Annotated in this window: 8 protein-coding genes; 5 read left to right on the top strand and 3 right to left on the bottom strand. The window is 66.2% G+C overall.

The annotated features are described in order from the left end of the window. Positions 1 to 4,178: 4,178 nt before the first annotated feature. The 3 genes from LN037_RS31230 to LN037_RS31220 all read left to right on the top strand — a co-directional run bounded on the left by LN037_RS31230 (position 4,179) and on the right by LN037_RS31220 (position 9,005). Positions 4,179 to 4,964 (top strand): hypothetical protein, encoded by a 786-nt coding sequence (locus tag LN037_RS31230; RefSeq protein WP_230760862.1) that lies wholly within the window; start codon positions 4,179 to 4,181, stop codon positions 4,962 to 4,964. A gap of 852 nt (positions 4,965 to 5,816) precedes the next feature. Then, positions 5,817 to 7,370, top strand: coding sequence for a hypothetical protein (locus tag LN037_RS31225; RefSeq protein ID WP_230760861.1), 1,554 nt, complete (start codon positions 5,817 to 5,819; stop codon positions 7,368 to 7,370). A gap of 993 nt (positions 7,371 to 8,363) precedes the next feature. Next, positions 8,364 to 9,005, top strand: coding sequence for a hypothetical protein (locus LN037_RS31220; RefSeq protein ID WP_230760860.1), 642 nt, complete (start codon positions 8,364 to 8,366; stop codon positions 9,003 to 9,005). Between the two features lie 2,641 nt (positions 9,006 to 11,646). Here the strand turns inward: LN037_RS31220 and LN037_RS31215 are convergent. The 3 genes from LN037_RS31215 to LN037_RS33990 form a co-directional block, all read right to left on the bottom strand. After that, positions 11,647 to 13,653 carry a double winged helix-containing putative transcriptional regulator gene (locus LN037_RS31215; RefSeq protein WP_230760859.1) on the bottom strand — a complete coding sequence of 669 codons (2,007 nt, stop codon included), beginning with the start codon at positions 13,651 to 13,653 and terminating at the stop codon, positions 11,647 to 11,649. Between the two features lie 1,223 nt (positions 13,654 to 14,876). Beyond that, a complete protein-coding gene (locus LN037_RS31210) occupies positions 14,877 to 15,476 on the bottom strand; it encodes a hypothetical protein (protein ID WP_230760857.1) in 600 nt (199 codons plus the stop codon). Positions 15,477 to 15,866: 390 nt separating this feature from the next. After that, positions 15,867 to 16,976 (bottom strand): tyrosine-type recombinase/integrase, encoded by a 1,110-nt coding sequence (locus LN037_RS33990; protein WP_230760855.1) that lies wholly within the window; start codon positions 16,974 to 16,976, stop codon positions 15,867 to 15,869. Between the two features lie 151 nt (positions 16,977 to 17,127). Here LN037_RS33990 and LN037_RS31200 point away from each other — a divergent pair, with 151 nt between their 5' ends. Together LN037_RS31200 and arsB are read left to right on the top strand one after the other, a co-directional pair. Beyond that, positions 17,128 to 17,562, top strand: coding sequence for an ArsR/SmtB family transcription factor (locus LN037_RS31200; RefSeq protein ID WP_230760853.1), 435 nt, complete (start codon positions 17,128 to 17,130; stop codon positions 17,560 to 17,562). Continuing rightward, positions 17,559 to 18,645, top strand: a 1,087-nt coding sequence (gene arsB, locus LN037_RS31195; protein ID WP_308286219.1) for an ACR3 family arsenite efflux transporter, incomplete at its 3' end; no start/stop codon positions are given. The genes LN037_RS31200 and arsB, both read left to right, overlap by 4 nt.

The following is an 18,645-nucleotide window of genomic DNA, read 5'->3' as shown; positions in this document are numbered from 1 at the left end:
AACGCCTTCATTCGTCGGTCGGATACCTGCCGCCGGTTGAATGGGAAGCCCATTACACTGCCGCGATAACCCGGCAGGCCGCCGCGGCCTGACGCCCAGCCTCACCCAGGCCCGGGGCGGTTCACTCTTGCACGCAGGTCGCTCACCCAGCCCAAGGTCTGCCATCAGCCGGACAGCCCAACGGCGCTCCGTGCTGACACGGAAGCGCGCAGAACCCTCACTCTGCCACCGTCGAGGCATAGCAGACGCACCACTGGCGCAACGTAGGCGCACCACGAAAGGACGGACCCGCACATGCAGTCCATCGGGTTCTTCGTCTCCGGCTTCCTCTTCGGGCCGGTCTGGGCGTTCATCAACTGCGTCGCGATCGGCGTGCTGCTATGGATTGCCCTCTTCTTCGGAAACTGGCTCGGCGTCGGGGCGGTCTTCCTGGGATGGCGACTGCCCAATATCCTGACTCGCGGCTACGCCATCATCGCCCTCGAGGCAATCATAATGATCGCCACCGCACGCGATCCCGCGACGGCTGAAGCGCCCTCGAGCACAGAGATCGTCAACCTATTCGTAGGGGTGGCCGCGTCGGCTCTGCTGCTGCGGGCAGTCCACAGAGGCGGCGTGCGCGGAACGCTCGCGCGGCTGCGGGGCTTGCTTGGCAGCATCGGACGTCGAGTCCCTGCAGCTCCGCCTGCGCCTCCACCCTGGCCACTCCCACCGCCGAACCACCAGTCCCAGAACTGGGCTCCGCCGCCTCCCCGCCCTACCCCGTCACAGGGCCCGCCTCCGTGGTTTCACACCGCCCCTACGCCGCCGTGGGGCGCCCCTCAGCCCGGCCCGCACAACATGCGTTCCTGCCCGACGCCCCGCCCCATCTCGGCGCCTCGCCAGGATAGGTGAGGGGCGCGCTCGCGCTACCCAAGATCTTTAACGCCACCGCACTCCCCCCCGGCCGCCCGCACACGTTGCCACTCACCTCAGAACGACAAGCACACAAGGTTCGAACAGATGTCGAGGAGCCCCCTCTGTGAGTCGGAAACCGCCGTCTCGAGCGCTACCTCGACGACCGACTGCTTGGCATCTGAGTTGCGGCTGGTGCGGCGGCACTGGCATCACGGGCCAGACGGAGAACCCCTTAGGGCACTTTGACTTCTTGAGAAACCCCATGCTGTACGACTACTGCAGAACGTGTGGCGGTAGCGGATGGTGGCTCGGACATGATGGCCTTTTTCTAGACGGCTCAATGGTGCATTACGACCGGTTCTCGGATCTTTTCGTGAAAGAGTACCCCGATGCGGATGGTGAGCCATTCACCGCATTCCGAGGCCGTGACCTCATGCCGATCGACACCCGCACCCAGTCGATCAAACCGCACGCGAGACCAGCCAAAGCGCTGCGCCCTGCTCCGCCTGGCCTACTTCACAACTTTGCCACGAAGAAGATCTTCTACTCCACACTACTCCTCGCCGCCGCATGGATCGCTTTTGGGGCACCGCTCCCCGCGGCGCCTCTTCCATGATCAACCGAGGGGGTATAAACCTACCGTCGCTATCGCTAGAAAGACAGACAGGTCGGGATACGGGCAATCAGTACTAGACCATGAGGGCATGCCGGTTGCTAGAGTCTCATTGCCGCGTTTCACTCACGGCGTCGCCCACCCGTTCATTGAGCTCAGCCTGGCGATACAATTGATAGCCTCAGCTCCGGAATGCACGGCCCGAGCAGAAGGAGCAAGACATAGCCGAGCCCGTACCGCGAGGTGGCCTAGAGATTGACGCTGAGTAGAGTGGCTGCGAAACAACGATCGCGAGGACGACTTCAGCCGTTCTAATGCAGGCAGCTGGTATCCGTCGCTTGCACCATCGAAGGTCGAAAGCCATCTTCGCCGCTTATGTCAGTAGCTCAGGTTCGCCAGCCGATGGCGGCCCGTACTCCGCGGAGCTACGAATCCCGCCATTGCGGGAGTTCAGGCCGTCCGACGATGGTCGTAAGACCCGCTAGCTGTACCCGTACCTGCGGCACCCCTCTAGGAAAGTTGTGCGGTATTCCGCGGGAACGCCCTCGTGCTTGGCGGTCCAGCAGGACTGGGGGTTGCCGGGCGGGGAAGGGCCCCAATTGTAATTGCACAGGCTCTCGGATGTTCCTGCGGTCGGGTTCGCGCGGCGGTACGCGGCGCATCCATAGGGGTCTGCGGTGGCGGGCTTGGACTTTGATGTGGCCGGCGCCGCTGCCAGTTGTCCAGTCTGTAGCCAGGTGGGGTCGGGATCGTGGCCGCAGGCCTCGGTGTAGGCCGAACTATCGGTGCCGGTGCGATCCCCGTAGTTCTGCCACCAAGTCCAATTGGTATGGGTGTAGCTGCAGTGCGCGGAGCGATCGTCGCCGCCGGACCGAGTGGCCGTCGGCCTGGTCGACCGTTGCGGCGAGATTGCTGCGGCGCGGTCGGCTGGGACCGTCGGAGCCGCCGCCACCGCTGGGGCCATTGCTGGTGCGTCAGCCGCTGCGGGACGGGCGAGGTCGACGACGGAGGGCCCACTATGAAATGGAATGAAGCAGACAGCGGCGACGACCAGCACTGCCACGACGACCACACCGACTAGGGCAGTAGGGCCCGAATGGGCAAGGAGCCGTGAGCGGGCCATCCCCAGACTGGAAGCGGCAGCTGAGGAGTCCGAGGCGAACACAGGTCGAAGACCCGCCGAGCCTCCTTCCGCCGCGGCCCCGGGCAGAGGGATGCGCACGGTCGGTGCGTCGTCCCCGTCCACTCGTAGCTCGCACGTGCGCGACCCAGGACTCCTCAAGGCGGCCCGCTGATCGATCGACCGGGGTCGCGTGCCGCAGGCTGGGCAGGACGAGCTGGCCGTGGTGGACCCGCAGCTCGTGCATCTCAGCGATCCGACAGGTGACGACATCCACTCCCCCAGGTGTTCCTCGGACCCGTTGTCGTCGTTCAGCGGTCCAACAGTTACAGCCCCTTCGGGAACGCGGGGCTGCTGCGACCGAGCGCGGTCAGCCGACCCAGCCTCCTTCAATCCCTGCTGGCCTGCGTGGTCAGTGCACCGACGTCGGTGGGCAAGGAGCTCGACCTACTCAGGCCCCCCTACAGCGCTCGGCGGTGGCGGGCCACGTCCCCGATCGATTCTGACCACCGAGACGAAGTAAGAGCGCGTCAGCTGTGCTCGATCCCGACCTGTTGTCCCGTCATGGAAGCCGCGTTGACGGGAAGCGACGCGCTCTCGACGTCGCCGTCCGACGCAACTCGGTGGCTGAGGAGGTGCAGCGCGCCCCGTGGATCGAGCACCTGCTCGGGGCGTTTCCCGCGAGACGGCGACTCCATGCTCGGCCGGCCGCTACGAACGATGCCGCACGTCCGCCTGACACCGCGGCGGTCCGAGGCCCGGTTTCCGCGGCGGAGCCGACTCGTAGATGTGGCTGCCCGGACATGGCAGTAGGCCTGCCTCACCGAGTCGGGGGTCCGGTGAGACAGGCCTACAGCACTCCCGTCGCTCCGTCCATCCGGTTCGTTACGCACCCTGAGCCGCTCACGTCAGGTATAGGTCGGAGCACTTCCCCGGCCGACGCCACCCGCTTCGAGGGCGCCCTTAGACGCCTGCGCTGTACGTGTTCGAAGAGCACATTGCAGATTCCAGCGCGCCCGCGTACTGCGTCGGGCCAAGTCGGGTGAGGGCACGGGCGGTCAGCCTGTGGCGGCGAGCCACTTCGCCGGAGCGGAGGCGCTGTGTCACAAATCAGCAGCTCGCGGCGATGACCAGTGACCACCGCGGTCGGCGGGTGGGGTCGGGGGGAGCTTCATGGGACACAACATCGATCAACGACGGACTGCGCACCGCCGGGCTGATCCCGCGAGGCAGGCGGGCCCTGCCGCCGCGAACACCGGCCTCATCAACCCGGGGGTCGGACCCGACAGCGACCACGAGCCGGTCACCATCCCGATTCCCGTTCACCGCCAGGTCCACCACCTCGACGCGAACCCGAGCCAGATCAGGCCCATCGCTCCCCCGCGATGCGAGCCCTTCGGCCAGGGCACTGCGCTCGTAGCCGGCCCACCCCGAACACCCCGCAGACGCCGGCCAATCCTGATTGCCCTCGCGTTAGTCGTGATGCTGCTCGTCCTCGGCGCTGGCGGCTGGTGGTGGACAACCCAGCCCGACACCACAGCCTCACCGGTGTCCGCTGCGGTCACTCCTGCCGCCCAGGGGGCGGCCCCCGCCGCACCTGCGCCGGACCCGGGACCGATGCTGCTCGACCAGGAAGGGCAGCTCATCCCCAGCCCCGTCGCGAGGGCCATCCGCGCCTTCTACCAGGCGCTCGACCCCCTCGACCCGCATGAGCTGGACCGAGTCACCCAACCCGGGCAACGCCGCGAGGTCCGCGCCGCGACGACGTCGGTCGACACCCGCGCCACGCTGCGACAGGTCATGCGCACCACCCCGCTCACGCACCAGGACGAAGGACTGGTCTACCGCGGCCCCGGCGGGATGCAGATCGCCTTCGGACCTGACACCGCCCTGCTCTACGCACTGATCCTCCCCGGCACTGACCGCGCCACCGACGCCTCCGGTGCGGCGAGCACGACGGCTGTGGCGAGCTCGCCCGCCGGCCCCGTCCCGACCCTGGGCGCCGCCGGGTGGTCGCCCGGCAGCACCGGCTACGGCCAGGTCCGCCCCAGCGAGGCCAACGCCAACGGTGACGGCACCTCGGTCGTGACCAACCTGCGTTGGAAGACCTGGGGCGGACCCACCGCGACCGCCACCGGCACCGCGTCCTGGGTCCCACCCAACGGCGCGAACTCCGACGGCGTCCAGTCCCCCGCCGTCGTCACCGCCTCCGACCTCGGCCCCTGCCAAGGCCACCTCGGCTACCGCAAGATCACCTGGTACTTCCCCAGCCACGGAGAAACTCCCACCACCAGCGAAGTCACCGGCTACCCCGACATCTGCACGCCCTACTGAACAGCGTGAGCTTGGCGTGTCCGGCCTCGAGGACTCCCAGGGCGATTTGAGGAGCGAACCCTTCATTCTGCCCGCCGCGCACCTGTCGACGAACCTCAGAAGAGTCCCGACCACCTGTCGATCAACGAACGACAAAACCGAGCACGCCGGTCATGATGGACGCACCTCGCGTCGGCCGGCTCCCGGTCACCGAACGGGGCCACTCGAACTCGGAGCCCTACCTCTCGATCTATATCAGAAATACGGCCCGCGCCGAGAAATAGAAGGACCTGGCCAAGTCATCAGCTGCACGTATCACCGTTCGTCGTTTCGCAGTTCACCATGAGGGTCGGCCCGCTGAAGCCATCTGGCGGCTTCGATGAACTAAGATTATCGCTGGACTGGGGGAACGTGGACAACAGAAGGTTCGACGGATCGAGACCGGAGCCGGGCAGGGCGGCATGGCCCGCTCTCGGTCATAGCCAGCGACCGCAGCTACCGCAGCTGCACCGCGGCGCGAGGCAGGGCAGCGGTGGGACCCGTCCCGTGATGCCACCGGCGTCGGACGTGACCCGTCCTCGTCACTCACGTCCGCTAATGCTGGAGGCGAACACCCCCAGCGATCCGACCGGTGGCCGACCACACTCCCCGAGGCCGGAGGAGGACCCGCCGACCGCGCCTATCCCGCGAGTAGGCCCCTCGAGGCCGCACGGACGTCCGCCAATCGGGCCCCGCCTCGCGACGGCAGATTGGTCGGACGCCGCCGGCTGGGCCGTGCGCATCACGAGTGGTTTGCTGGCAGTGTCCCTGACGGTCGCGAGCATCGTGGCACTAGCCCGAGGCTGGGGGTCCGGGATCTACGCCGTTCGGTCCGTGTTGGGCACGGTCCTGCTCCTGACGATGTCCGCTTGCGCCGTGACGGTCACGGGACTGCTCCCCCACCGGGGTCGCATCGATCCCACTCTGGCCGTCGCGTTGGGAGTGGGAACGACGTGGGGGGCCCTGGCGTATACCGCCGGGCGACCGCTCGGTGGCTGGACGGTCCTCCTCTCGATCGGACTGGCCCTCGCGGGCGCAGGGCTGCTCGCCGTGGAGGGGCGAGTCGGCTCCGCATCACCGACAGTGAACTCGGCGCCCGGAGCCTCGGCGCCCCTCTGGATCGCGGGTCTCGGCGTTGTCACGGCGCTCTACGCGTTCACCGATCCCGCGGAGCTGCAATACGCGGGCCCTTATGTCGTCGCGGGTGCACTGCAGCTCATCTCGGTCGGGGTGGTCCTCGGCTGCCGGGGCCGGCTCCAGGCCGGCGACCGCCGCGTCCGGCTCGCGGTGATCGTGGCCGCGGGCATTGCGATGGTCGCCTGCAGCCTCGCCGGAGACGGCTTCGGCGGAGGCTGGGTGGTCGTCGGGATGCTCGCCGCGCTCGCTGCGGCCTGGTATCTGCCGGCCGGAGCGCGACGGTTCTTCGGGGAGCCGCCATTTAACCTGCGCGAGCGCCTCTCGGGAGCCGGTCAGAGTGCCGGCGGCCCGCGAACCTCGGTGCCGCGGCTGACACGCCCCGAGAGGTGGCTGGGCGCGGGGGTGGTGGCCGCCCTGGTGCTGTGCGCCATCATCGCGGGTGTCCGCGACTCTGCCCCCGTCGGCAGTCAAGCCGGCGGAACGTCGCCGACGACCAGCGCACAACGGCCGGCGCCGCAGGCCACCAACCGGCCGATCCCGGCCGGCCTTGCGACCTTCCCCGACTGCGATCGCGGCTCGAGCGACGTCCGGCTTCTCTTCGGCCCTGCTGACGCCTCGGTGCGGATCGTGGTGGACGGGACGGTCATCAATGACGGGCCTCTAGCCACTCAACTGCAGACGCGCGGCGACACCAACACCGTCGACAATGTCGGCGCGGAAGTGTCCGGACTGTGTAACGCGAACGTCGCCGTGCAGATGACCGTGCGCAGCACAAGCGGCACCGCGACATGCTCCTTGGAAGAGAACACCTATCGCAGTCCCGACCCGCCAGTCCGAAACACGAGCCCCACGACGGCATCGTGCGCCGCTGTCCTGACCGGCTCACAGTCCTCGGCCGGATCGTCGCCGTCGCAGTACCAACCGCCACCCGCCGACGTCACCATTCCCGGCTGCGCGCCCGGCCAGGACAGCATGCCCCTCATGATCACCTACACCGGCGAGAGCTCCGGCGTCGACGAGTCCTACCAGTCGATCGACGGGTACATGGACCTGGCCGAGGACGTCTGGGTCGACCGGACCGTGGCGGCCAAGATCGGCGTTCCAACCCGCTTCGACGTTCCATGCCGCACCACGCAACTCAAGCTCTCGGCGTTCTACAACGGCCAATGGGTCCTTTCGTCCCCGCTCGGTGCCGTCTTGGCCAAGCCGACCGAGACACCCAGCGACCTGTACGTGGCCATCCAACATTGAACGCTCCCACGGTCACACGAGGGCTCACTGTGCGAGGAGCGGCCCAGCTCGAACCCGTGAACGATCTCGGATTAGAGCCAGGCTTGCCGACAGACGGATCGCCGAAGGGACCGCGTCACCTCAACACTCCCTGGCCTTAAGGGCGATCTTCACGCCGGGAGCACATGAAGCCCGTTTGACCCGACACGGACATGTCTCCTCGCACGTAGATCGTCGAGCACGAGGACGCGTCTCTACGCAGTGGCGCGTTGGCCGAGGCCGGGGGTTCGGGAAGCGGAACGCCCGTTGGCCGCGCTGGCGAGATCGTTCGCGTCTTCCCCACCACCAGGACTATGTGCCTTTGCGCTGCGCTCGCGGAACGAAACGTCGGAGGCCTCGGTGGCCAGCGGACGCGCCTGTGTCACGAAGCGGGCCTGAAAAGCGATGACCAGTCACCGCCGCCGACGGCGGAGGGCCCCGGGGGGTAAATCCATGACGCGCTACATCGGCCAGCACCCGCTCGGACCACGTCCGCTGGCTCCGCCTCCGCTCGAGCAGCGCCCGGTCGGCCGGCACGTGGTGTCGGCGCCCGGGCTACCGGGCCGGGTCCGGCCCGCAACGAGCCCCGTCATCGCGAGGCCGACGCCAGGCGCCGAACATCGCGGGGCGGGGCGAATTTCCTTCGGGGCCGATGCCGACACAGTGCCGCTGCCGCTGCCATCCCCCGGGCGCTGCATCACGGCCGCGCCGCGGTCCGCGGAAGCACCGCCCCTGGCGACCGAGCCCCGCGGTCCGAAGGCCGGTGAACGGACCGACTCGGGAATTCCCGCTCGGCGGAGGCGACCTGGCGTCGCGCTGATCGCCTTCGCCGCTGCCATCGTCCTCGCCGGATGTATCTGCTGGTGGGCTCTTACACCGGCGCCGCAGACACAGACACCCAGCAGCGTCAGCGCCACAGCATCTGCGCCGTCCCAGACGAGCACGCCCGCGGGCCCCGCGGCTGATATCGGGCCGGTGTTGCTCGACCAGGAAGGACAACCGGTACTTGGCGCCGTGGCCGCGTCCATCCGGGACTTCTACCGGGCCCTTGAGCCGCTGGACGTCGCCACCCTCAGCCGGGTCACGCAGCCGAGCTCGCGCAACGAGGTCCGCACCGCGACGAGCTCCGCCGACACCCGCAACGTGCTTCGCGAGACGATGCGCACCACGCGTATCACCCATCAGGACGAAGGCCTGGTCTACCTCGGCCCGAACGGCCTCCAGATCGCGTTCGGGCCCGACACCGCCCTGCTCTACGACCTCATCCTGCCGGGCACCAGCCGCGCCGCCACCACAGCCGCGAACTCCGACGCCACCTCAGCGAAAGGAGCTGCCCCGACCCGAGTGGGCGCCGGCACCCCGGCTTGCGGGAAGGTCAACAACGCGATCACGGGCAGCAGCGTTGGTGTGTCCGTACTGGACGGCCGTACGCCGTGCGCTGAAGCGCGGGATGTGGTCACGACCTACTACTCGATGCCCATACCGGACGATGCCACGTACACGCTCAGGCAAGTCGTGCGCGGATGGACGTGCACTTCCACCTCCGGGGCCGAATGGCAGGAGACCGGCCGCGCGGGCGACTGCGTGAAAGGAAGCGCCCACATCGCGATGAGTTGATGCGCGCCCCCGGCACCCTCGCCGGGCACCGCAGCCCCGCAGCATGGCGCAGGTCAGGGTCCGCGAAGGACTCTGCTGTCCTGCCTGCCAGCACACGCCGAGTCCGCATTCCGGTCGAGCCGGGCCGCGACGGCGCCTTGGTCCGCTTCTCGGCGAGTTCGGGCGACGAACCTGCTTGCCCCCAGCAGACTCGTCTTGACAGGTTGGGGGCCGGAGCTCCTGGTTCCGTCCATCTATTGCCCCATCGGTCTGCGAGAACCCCCTCCTATTCCTCGCGGTACAAACCATGATTATTGCTACGTGGTCTTGCCCGGCGTCCTAGGGCGGTCGCACCAGCCGAACATCAAACTAGAGACGAGAAGCTTCAGCTCTGGACGGCCTCGCTCGCGTCGCGGGGTCCCCGAGGGGCGGCCGGAACCAGGCTGAGGAAGCAGAGTTCGTGTGTGTCGAGGATTCTCAAATTGCTTTTCGATTGAGTTCAGCGTCGCACGATGTGCAGGCACTGCGGCCGCCGCATCGGTCAGCCGAGCTTCTCCGCCATCGCCTCGCCGAGCTCGGCTCAGCCCATCCGCGGGAACGCGTGCTCCCGGCCTGTCGCGGTGCCGGCGGCTTCTGACCAGAACTGGCGAGCCGCGCCCTCAACCTGGTTGGCGCCCGCCTGGGCGAAGCCGCAGGGGCCAGACGCCTGGACTCTGGTATGGGGAACCAGGCAGTGGTCTTCGGTGCGCCAGACGGGGTAGTAGGTAGGCTACATATCAAAAAGTAGACCCGACTTGTCCGAATTGCGCCTACAGGACAGAAATCTCTCTGGGCGTGCGTAACGAGACTGTGATCTTTCGACGATTACTGTCGGCAGGGGCTCATGTTGCGTCGATCAGCGATGCCGACCCCTATATGCACCCAGAGGGGATTGTTTGATGCGGGCAATTCTGCGCAGGTTCCGACTTCTTCTATTGGCCGCCATGCTGAGCGTTGCTGCGCTTGCCGCGACGGCGCCCGCTGCGAGCGCATGGGCGTGGAGTTCTCAGATGACAGTGAAAGGGTCCGTAGCCTGTGACGGTCTCTTGACGGGACGGGGCGACGTAGGCTTTCTGTATGTCGGCGATGGGAATCAGGGCGGATTCCAGCGCCTTCAGCAGACGACCAACTGGACGGGTCAAAAGACGAGGTCCAAGCAGACCTTTAGCCAGGACTTTAGCGTCCCAGGAAACGGCTTGACACTCACGGTCATGTGGACGTGCGGGGACAGGACTCTATTCAAGGAGAGCATTGGGCTCAAGCGTGCAACATGGGGAAATGCGGCAACATTCAACTTCAGGCCGAACGGGAGCAATCAAGCCTAGCTCGAAGACTAAGGCCGGCAGAATTATGGGTTGAGGTAAGGAATGGCGAGTACTACCCACGAGGGCGTCCGTCCAAGGTAGCCATCGTGGGTGCCGAGCCTCCGACGCGGGCGCGCCATGAGTCGACGACAGGAGGGTTTGGAGTGTCTGGCGCGCTCCGGGCGAGCCGCGCTGCCACTCGGCGGCTATCACGCGGAGCGCTGGGGGGTACTGCTCGTGGCGGCACGTGCCCGACCTGTGGTCACCGAAGTGGGAGCCGCGATCGGGGGCCTCGCGGTCGGCGTCGTGCCGGGGTTGGGAAGGAACCTCAGAGCCGAAGCAGGCTTCGACCTCGCCGCCGGGTTCGCCGCCCCGGCACCGTCACCGGCGGCCCGATCGCCACCATCACCCGCAGCTCGGACTCGACCCGCACGCCAAACTGCACCGCGAAGAGCTCTACACGACCGACGGCCCCACGCATCACCGCGCATCGGCCCGCAGCGACTCCGCCTGCAGCACCGCCTCGACACCCCCGACGAACTCGACAGCAACGTCGACGGTGAGCCGCCCGACCTCGTGGTGCACTAGGTCGACGACCACGGCACCGCGGTCGCCGGCGCCTACCGGCTCGGTCGCTACTGGACGATCCCGGCAGCACAGCTCACGCTGCGTCTCGAAGTCCCCGACGGCCGACGACGCCGTCCTTCACGCCGCACGTTCCTCGGCCCCGACGGCCGAGCGTTCCTACTGACCTACCAGACCCGCCACCGGATGCCGACCGTCCACCTGGCAGCGCCTCCCGAACTTCAGCCCGCCGAAGCCGTCCTGTGCCTCTGGCTGGCCGAGCTCCTCGACGCCCACGCCGCCGCCGAACCCTGGCACGCCCAGCACCGACTGGACCCTCGCGGCCGACGACTTCCCCTCCTCCGTCGGCCCCGGCGGCTTCGGGCGGACCTACGCGCTCCCAGGCCAGACCACCCCCGGCGGCTGGGGCGGATGACGAGAGAAGCCCGATCAGAGCGTGAACCCCACCAGGTCATCCGCGATCGCACGTTATGTCAGCCACTCGATACCTCGCATCCACTCGCGAGTCTTTCGGTCCAGCGCCGTCAACTGATACTACCCGCTGACGTCCAGCCATCGCCTTCGGTTAGCCGTTGCATTTGCACACCGTCGAATGAGTCCCGAGAACCACATTGCACACTGCCATCAGAACGTTCGCGCTGCAACAGGGTCAGCCGCAACTTACACAGACCGATCTATGGTGCAATCACCTCGGCTTTCATCCCCATGCACCTTTGGGGAGCGTGCCATCGCCGTCATCGTCCCCTATTGACATTGCCACGATCAACAGCATCTGCGAGGGCGCGTAATTGAGCTGAGCCCGCCGTTACATCACCTAACACATAGGTGGCAAACTTTGGATCGCCGGCTGCATCGACTTTTCTCAACACATCGACTTGCAGCCGCGACAGAGTCTCTATGGAGATCATGACCTCTTCGACGCTAGGCGACAACTCGGTCCGACGACCGTCTCTAGACACATCGCGAGCCGAGATTGCCTCCCCGGACTCGTTGGCTTCTTCAACAAGCTTTCCAATAAGGAATGACAAGATATCGAGCGTTCGTCGCTCGGTTGAAATAAGATCTTCGAGAGCGTTCATGCCACTCGGCACGCGAAACATCATGGCTATTTGGAAAGGCCGCAAGCCGAGTGCAACTGAAGCTTCGGCGAGGGAAGCCAGCCGGTCGGCGTCCAACAGCGCCCAACTCTTTTGCTCCGCCATATTCTTGATTGTATCGCCACTGAAACCCGGTCCCACGATGGCGACGTAAGATGCTTCGTGACGCGACTTGTGAGTCTCGATCGCTACGTCGCTGATGTCATTATGGGTTACCGTCCCCGCCGATCGCGCCTTCGCTTCCACAATCGCAGTCGACCTCGAGCCATCCGGATTTGTCCATCGGGCTACCACGTCCGCATCCCCCGACCCGCCTATAAGACGCGCCTCGAACCCCAAAACGACAAGAAGGTCTCGGATCGCGATCTCGAGCCCGCGACCGGAGGCTTGGCCGCCAAGGAGCGGCTCCCGCGAGAACCTAACAACTTCTTGGCCGACGGACGACCGACCGGTATCGGTCGGGACAGCTGCGACGTGCTCCGGTCGATCCTCGTGATCTACTGTTTGTTCTTGCGAAGGAACATCCGCCAGAGGCAGCTCGGCGAGCAGCGCGAGCCCGCGGGAAGTAGCCCTGAGACTTCCGTACCGAGGTTCTTCAATCAATCCTGTGTCGAGCAGGAAACTGGCGATCCATCGACACTTGTCTCTATTGAGACCGTAGTATTTCGCCTCCGCGTATATCGAATTCCGAGGCACGTCGGCTTGAACGAACCGGACCATCTCGCCGATGAAGCGCATGTTAGCGTGAAGAATTCGCACAAAGTTGACGTCTTCACCTGAGTCGACCCACGCTTGTGCCGCCAGAGTCGCTTCGTACACGCCGCGACCAACCTCGTGGAGCAGCCCGGAAGCGCGCATGAAGGGCAGCATGGACTCGACGCTGCTGCGTTTTAGATTGAAGCGTTGGCAGATAAATGAGAAAAGCTCTTCGCGCTCGATCTTACTGAACGCAGCGTTCACAATGGTTCTAAGATTCTCCACCTTGTTAGGATCAGACGGAGGGCTGGGAACCCAAATGTTGTAAGTACTGCGCGAGTCCTGAGTCCGTGTCGCGGTCCGCAGCTCATCCAAAGATTCCGCGATTGCCGCGGGAGCGTGGGGCAGAGCGACCGTATCCTCGAGATTTGATTCGAACGCCTGCGGAGTCACAATCATCCGATTGCTCAGCAGCGCGCGTCCCGCATCCGTGGCCCTCCAGCGTCGGCTCCCAACGCCTTCAATTAGACCTAACACTTCCTGCCAGTCCATTCGACTTCGGGTACTTGCCCTTGTACGCCAAGATTGCTTGTACAGTGACTGGACCCGGTCGTCGACCTCATCAATGGTAAGAGACTCCTCGAGAAGCAACGCAAGAGTCTCTGCGAAAAGTCGTACATGGTCGGCGAAGATGGCCGAGAGGTGGGCCGTAGTCGGATCGGCCTTGAGATCCTGCCCTACGTCAGTCAGGCGAAGCCCAGTCGCGGCAATGTCTACCAATTTTAGAGCTTTGAGGAAACCGTAGTACTCGCGCCAGGTTGCCGGTTCACGTTTCGCTGCTGCGCCGCCCTGGCGTTGCTCGATCTCCGCGAGGTCGAAAGTCAGCTCGGCGTTGGCGTCGAGGTTTGTAGCTCGACCATCCCCGACTAAGCTAACCAGCTCCAGCACGAGCGGTAGCCATACCCCCTTGCCGCCACGGAGCCCGGGCACCGAACTCGCCTGTTCGCGCGATAGTGCCCTCTGCGCAGAGAGATCTGACAGAGAGACGGCTGGGTCGACTGAGACCATGAAGGCACTATAGATCTGATCCAGCCTACCGGGTCAAACCAGCCCGCCTGTGACTCCCAGATGGACTAATCGAGGATTTTATTGGCGATTCACCTCCTCATCGATCCATGCCACCACGTAGGCGTCCAGCCACTCCAACCGAACGTGTCGTGCGCCGCGGCGGCGGCAACAGGCAGTCCGGTGCGGACGTCGAGCCCACTCGAAACGCTTCTGAATGCACCCGACCGGATACCTTCGTGTGGCAGGAAATCGGAGACCAGCGTAGCCATCGAAGGTGGGCCTGCCCCCCGCCAAGACGGCCCTCGGGCAGGGCGATTGAACATCGCCGCAGAGACAATCGGCTGTTCCGACGGCCCGTCACTGGCGAGTGAGCGCGCAACTCAACGTGACATCCAGGTTCTCTTCTCTGCCCAATCAGCCCAGCACCTTCCCTCAGGAATCGATTCTCGCGCGGTCACCGAGATCACTGCGTCGACCTGAATTTCCGTACCGGGAAAGCTGTGGCGGCCAATGTCGAGCTCGAGGTCGATCGCACTGCCAGGGACCCAATCGTCATCAAACCACTCAAGCCAGAAGTCGCCACCTTGCACGATGGATCGCGTGTGGGTTTCAAAGCCCTCGAGGGGCGACTGGTACTCGACATCAGCGCGTATCCGGAGCGCACATCTGGGTCCGCGGGTCATCGATAGGGGGAGCGTCCATCCAGTCTCCCGCAGTTCTAGCTGCCCAGATCGAACCTCGGTGCGTCAGCGTCATCGTTGGCCTTCTCTGCCAATGCGGTCTGTCGGACTGTCATCGCGGTGAGCGTGCGCGCGTTGGCGAGCGCCTGTTCGGCAGTGTCCCTTGCGCCCGCGGCGATCCTTGACTGTCTCCGCCCGTACCACCACGACACCGCAACAGTGACGACGGCGATGAACGCTGAGATCGCAGCGACCAGAGTGTCTGGGTCCATGAGCCAATGGTCGCCCGCACTGTATCCTCGTGTAGACGGGGGGCGGTCAAGGTCCAGCACCATAGTGGCGCTCGAGACAATTGGCCGACTGCATCGATCCGACCATGGACCCCCGGCGGGTTTGCGCGTGATACGTTCTGCAGCAATCTCGCTAGAGCAACAGATGCCTGACTAGATCGGCCGGCTCCGTCCCCGCGCGAAGCGGGGGCACCGTCTCGCGCCTGTAAGTACCGTCGCGGAAGGTCAGGCGCCAGGGCGAAGGACGCCAGAGCACTGGGCGGTGGTTGCTCTGTGGCAGGACCGGTATCTCCACCTCGAGGTCGGCGGGCCAGAGCTGAACGACGGTTCCTTCTAGTTCTCCGGGGTGATCGATCGGCCACCCAGGATGAAAGAGCAGCGTCACGTTGACGGTCTGGAGGCTGAGTTCAAAACATTCGAAGGTCCAGGTCTGCGAACCGGTGCGCACATTTGGAAGAACGATTACCGGAACGTTGACGTCCTGGCGGTACGGTGGCTCGTAACGATGCGCCCATGCACTCAGCGAAGCGGGCGGCTCCCCGGTCTCGTCGACCAACCATGTGTAGAGCTCTGCAGGCGCCGAATGCCACGGGGCGATTGCGTCGGCGAGAAGCGGATCCTTGTATTCCGCTGCTGGGTGCGCGAGGAGCAGCCACGTCTTCAGCAGCCAAAGTCGGACTTGTCGAGCATCTCCCCCAGCGGCGATCGGTTCGCCGTCGAGGAGCCGCAGCACTACCTCGCGACTCGGTGTCTCGAACCTGCGCTCCAAGGTATTGTTGCATTCCCTGCAGCACGGCAACATAACCCGAGGGAAGTCGATGTACTGCAGCTCGGGTTCGTCGTTTGATTGGCGGTTTGGCTTACCACTCTTGAAGGGGCCCGTCGCAGCAGGAAATCGTGCATTGATCAGCCAGGTTGGAAGGACATGTTCTCCACGACGCGAAGACAAGCGCGATCCGCAAAGTGCGCAGAGTTGGCTGCGACGATCCGTCCGGGGGCTCATCGCGGAGCAGCTTACCCCAAAGCCCGACTGTCACAGTCACGCGTGAAGGTTAGGAGCTAATTGGCCCCCGCCACTCGGCCTCGGTGCAGAGCCATTTATCTCTTGTCGCCATACATACAGTCAGGTGAGCCAGTGGGTGGGGTTGGTGGGGTCGAAGGTGCGGGCGGCGTCGATGTAGGGGTCCATGGAGGCGCGGGAGCGCCAGCGGCCGTGGCGTTGGACATCGCGTTCGGGGACGCCGGCGGCGATGGCCTCGGTGGCGAACCCGCGGCGCAGGCTGTGCCCGCCCCACCGCTCGGCGTCCTCGAGCCCCGCGGCGGCGGCGCGGCGTTTGATGATCTCGGCGATCGAGTTGCGGTGCAGCCCGCCGGTGCGGGGGCGGCGGCCGTAGCGGTCGATGCCGCGCCAGGCGGGGCCGTCGAGGATGCCGTGGGAGCCGAGCAGGTCGCGCCAGCGGGTCCAGGCGGCACCAGCGTCGAGCAGCGTCGACTCCTCACTCCCCTCCCCCGCGCTGACTTCTGGAGAGGGTGCGGCTATGCCGATGGTGGTGCCGGTGCCGTGCTGGTCGGTCTTGGAGCGGGACAGGTGGACCGAGAGACCCTGCTCGGAGGGGTGCAGGTCGGCCATCTGCAGGCGGGCGAGGTCGTCGGTGCGCAGCGCCGCCTTCCACCCGATCAACAGCAGCGCGTGGTCCCGAGCATCCGCCAGCACCTCCTCCGGCTTCAACAACCGCAGGACCTCAACGAGCGGTTCGCGGCGGGCGGCGGCGCGGCGGCGGGTCGGGGCGACGCCGGGGTGGCGGCGAATCCCGGTAATGGTCCGCCGCACGACTTCAGCGGTGACGGGGTTGGCCAGCTGCGCGGTCTGGTGGACCACCGAGATCGCCGCCAGATAGCCGGACAACGTGCCAGGCCGCAGCCCCTCCCGCTCACACACCTGCCCCGCCACCACCGAGCTCGACGCATCGGAAGGCGTGGCCGGACGCCAGACAGGGGCGAGGTCGGCGAGGAACCGGGCGACGGTCACCGGGTCCGCCGGTAGGGCCCGCTCCCCCGCCGCCGCGCACCACGACTCGAACCGGCGCCACTGCCGCTCGTAGGCCGACCACGTGTTCGCCGCCCGGGCGCCGCGCGCGTAGGACTCGGCCCGCGCGGTCAGCTCGTCGCGGGCCTCGAGAAGCTCACCCGATTCATGGTCGGGAACCAGCTCATAGAGCTCCGCGGCGGTCACAGGACCAGCGTCTCAACTGCGAGAGTGTCAGTTACCGAAGTCGGCTGCACGGTCTCACAGAGCGGACTGCACGGAGGCGAGCCAGAGGCTTGTATCGAGGTCAATCTAATCAGCCCTTGCTAGCTGATCTCATCGATGTCAAAGTAGATGCATGTCGAAGCAAGAGCAGGACACGCTCGAGGGGCTCGCCGCTCAGCTCGGGTGCTACTCGCCGCTCGTCCGCGAACCCCTCTCGGGGCTGCAGGCCGGTGAGCTGTCCCGGCTGTTCAAAGCGATGGGTGACCCGGTTCGGCTCCGGCTGTTGTCGCTGATCGCTTCGCACGCCGGCGGAGAGGCGTGCGTGTGCGACCTGACCGAGGTCTTCGACCTGTCGGGGCCCACGATCAGCCACCACCTCAAAGTGCTCCGCGAGGCCGGACTGATCACCGGTGAACGCCGCGCCACCTGGGTCTACTACCGCATCGAGCCCGACGTGCTCGAGGCGCTGGCGGCGGTGCTGGTTCCCGCCGCTCCGGACACGGTGCCCGACGGTCTGGCCACGACCGGGCCCGAGGCCCGCCGTGAGCTGCCGGTGGTGGAGGCGTGAGCGCGTTCAACACCACCGAGACCACCGACCCGTCCGAGGCCGGTGTCGTCGCGAAGCTCTCCACCCTCGACCGGTTCCTGCCGGTGTGGATTCTCGCCGCGATGGCGGTGGGGCTGCTCGCCGGCCGTCTGATCCCCGGGCTCGGCGAGGCGCTCGGCGCGGTCGCGATCGACGGCGTCTCGCTGCCGATCGCCCTCGGGCTGCTCGTGATGATGTACCCGGTGCTGGCGAAGGTCCGCTACGACCGGCTCGACACCGTGACCGGCGACCGCCGCCTGCTGGTCTCCTCGCTGGTCCTGAACTGGCTCATCGGGCCGGCACTGATGTTCGCCCTGGCCTGGCTGCTGCTCCCGGACCTGCCCGAGTACCGCACCGGGCTCATCGTCGTCGGGCTCGCCCGCTGCATCGCCATGGTCATCATCTGGAACGACCTCGCCTGCGGCGACCGCGAGGCCGCCGCCGTCCTCGTCGCCGTGAACTCGGTGTTCCAGGTGATCGCGTTCGGCGCCCTCGGCTGGTTCTACCTCTCCGTGCTGCCCGGATGGCTGGGACTGCCCACCGCGGGACTCGACGTCTCCGCGTGGGCGATCGTGCGGTCGGTGCTGATCTTCCTCGGCATCCCGCTGCTGGCCGGCTACCTCACCCGCCGGTTCGGGGAGCGAGCGAAGGGCCGGGAGTGGTACGAGGCGACGTTCCTGCCGAGGATCGGGCCGTTCGCGCTCTACGGGCTGCTGTTCACCATCGTGATCCTGTTCGCGCTGCAGGGCGACGCGATCACGTCCCGGCCGCTGGACGTGGCTCGGATCGCGCTGCCCCTGCTCGTGTACTTCGCGGTGATGTGGGCCGGGTCCTACGCCTTCGGCCGCGCGGTCGGGCTGGGCTATGAGCGCACGACCACGTTGGCGTTCACCGCGGCGGGCAACAACTTCGAGCTCGCGATCGCCGTGGCAATCGCTACCTGGGGCGCGACCTCCGGGCAGGCGCTGGCCGGGGTCGTCGGCCCGCTGATCGAGGTCCCGGTCCTGGTCGCGCTGGTCTACGTGTCGCTGTGGCTCCGCCGTCGGCTCTTCCCCGCCACCAGCA

Source organism: Actinomycetospora soli, assembly GCF_021026295.1.
Lineage (GTDB): Bacteria > Actinomycetota > Actinomycetes > Mycobacteriales > Pseudonocardiaceae > Actinomycetospora > Actinomycetospora soli.
Note: the sequence above shows the minus strand (reverse complement) of the source record. Positions and strands in the feature narration are given on the sequence as shown.

Coding starts and splice junctions, on each gene's coding strand:
- LN037_RS31200 (WP_230760853.1), top strand. CDS start 17,128: ATGTCGAAGCAAGAGCAGGACACGCTCGAGGGGCTCGCCGCTCAGCTC.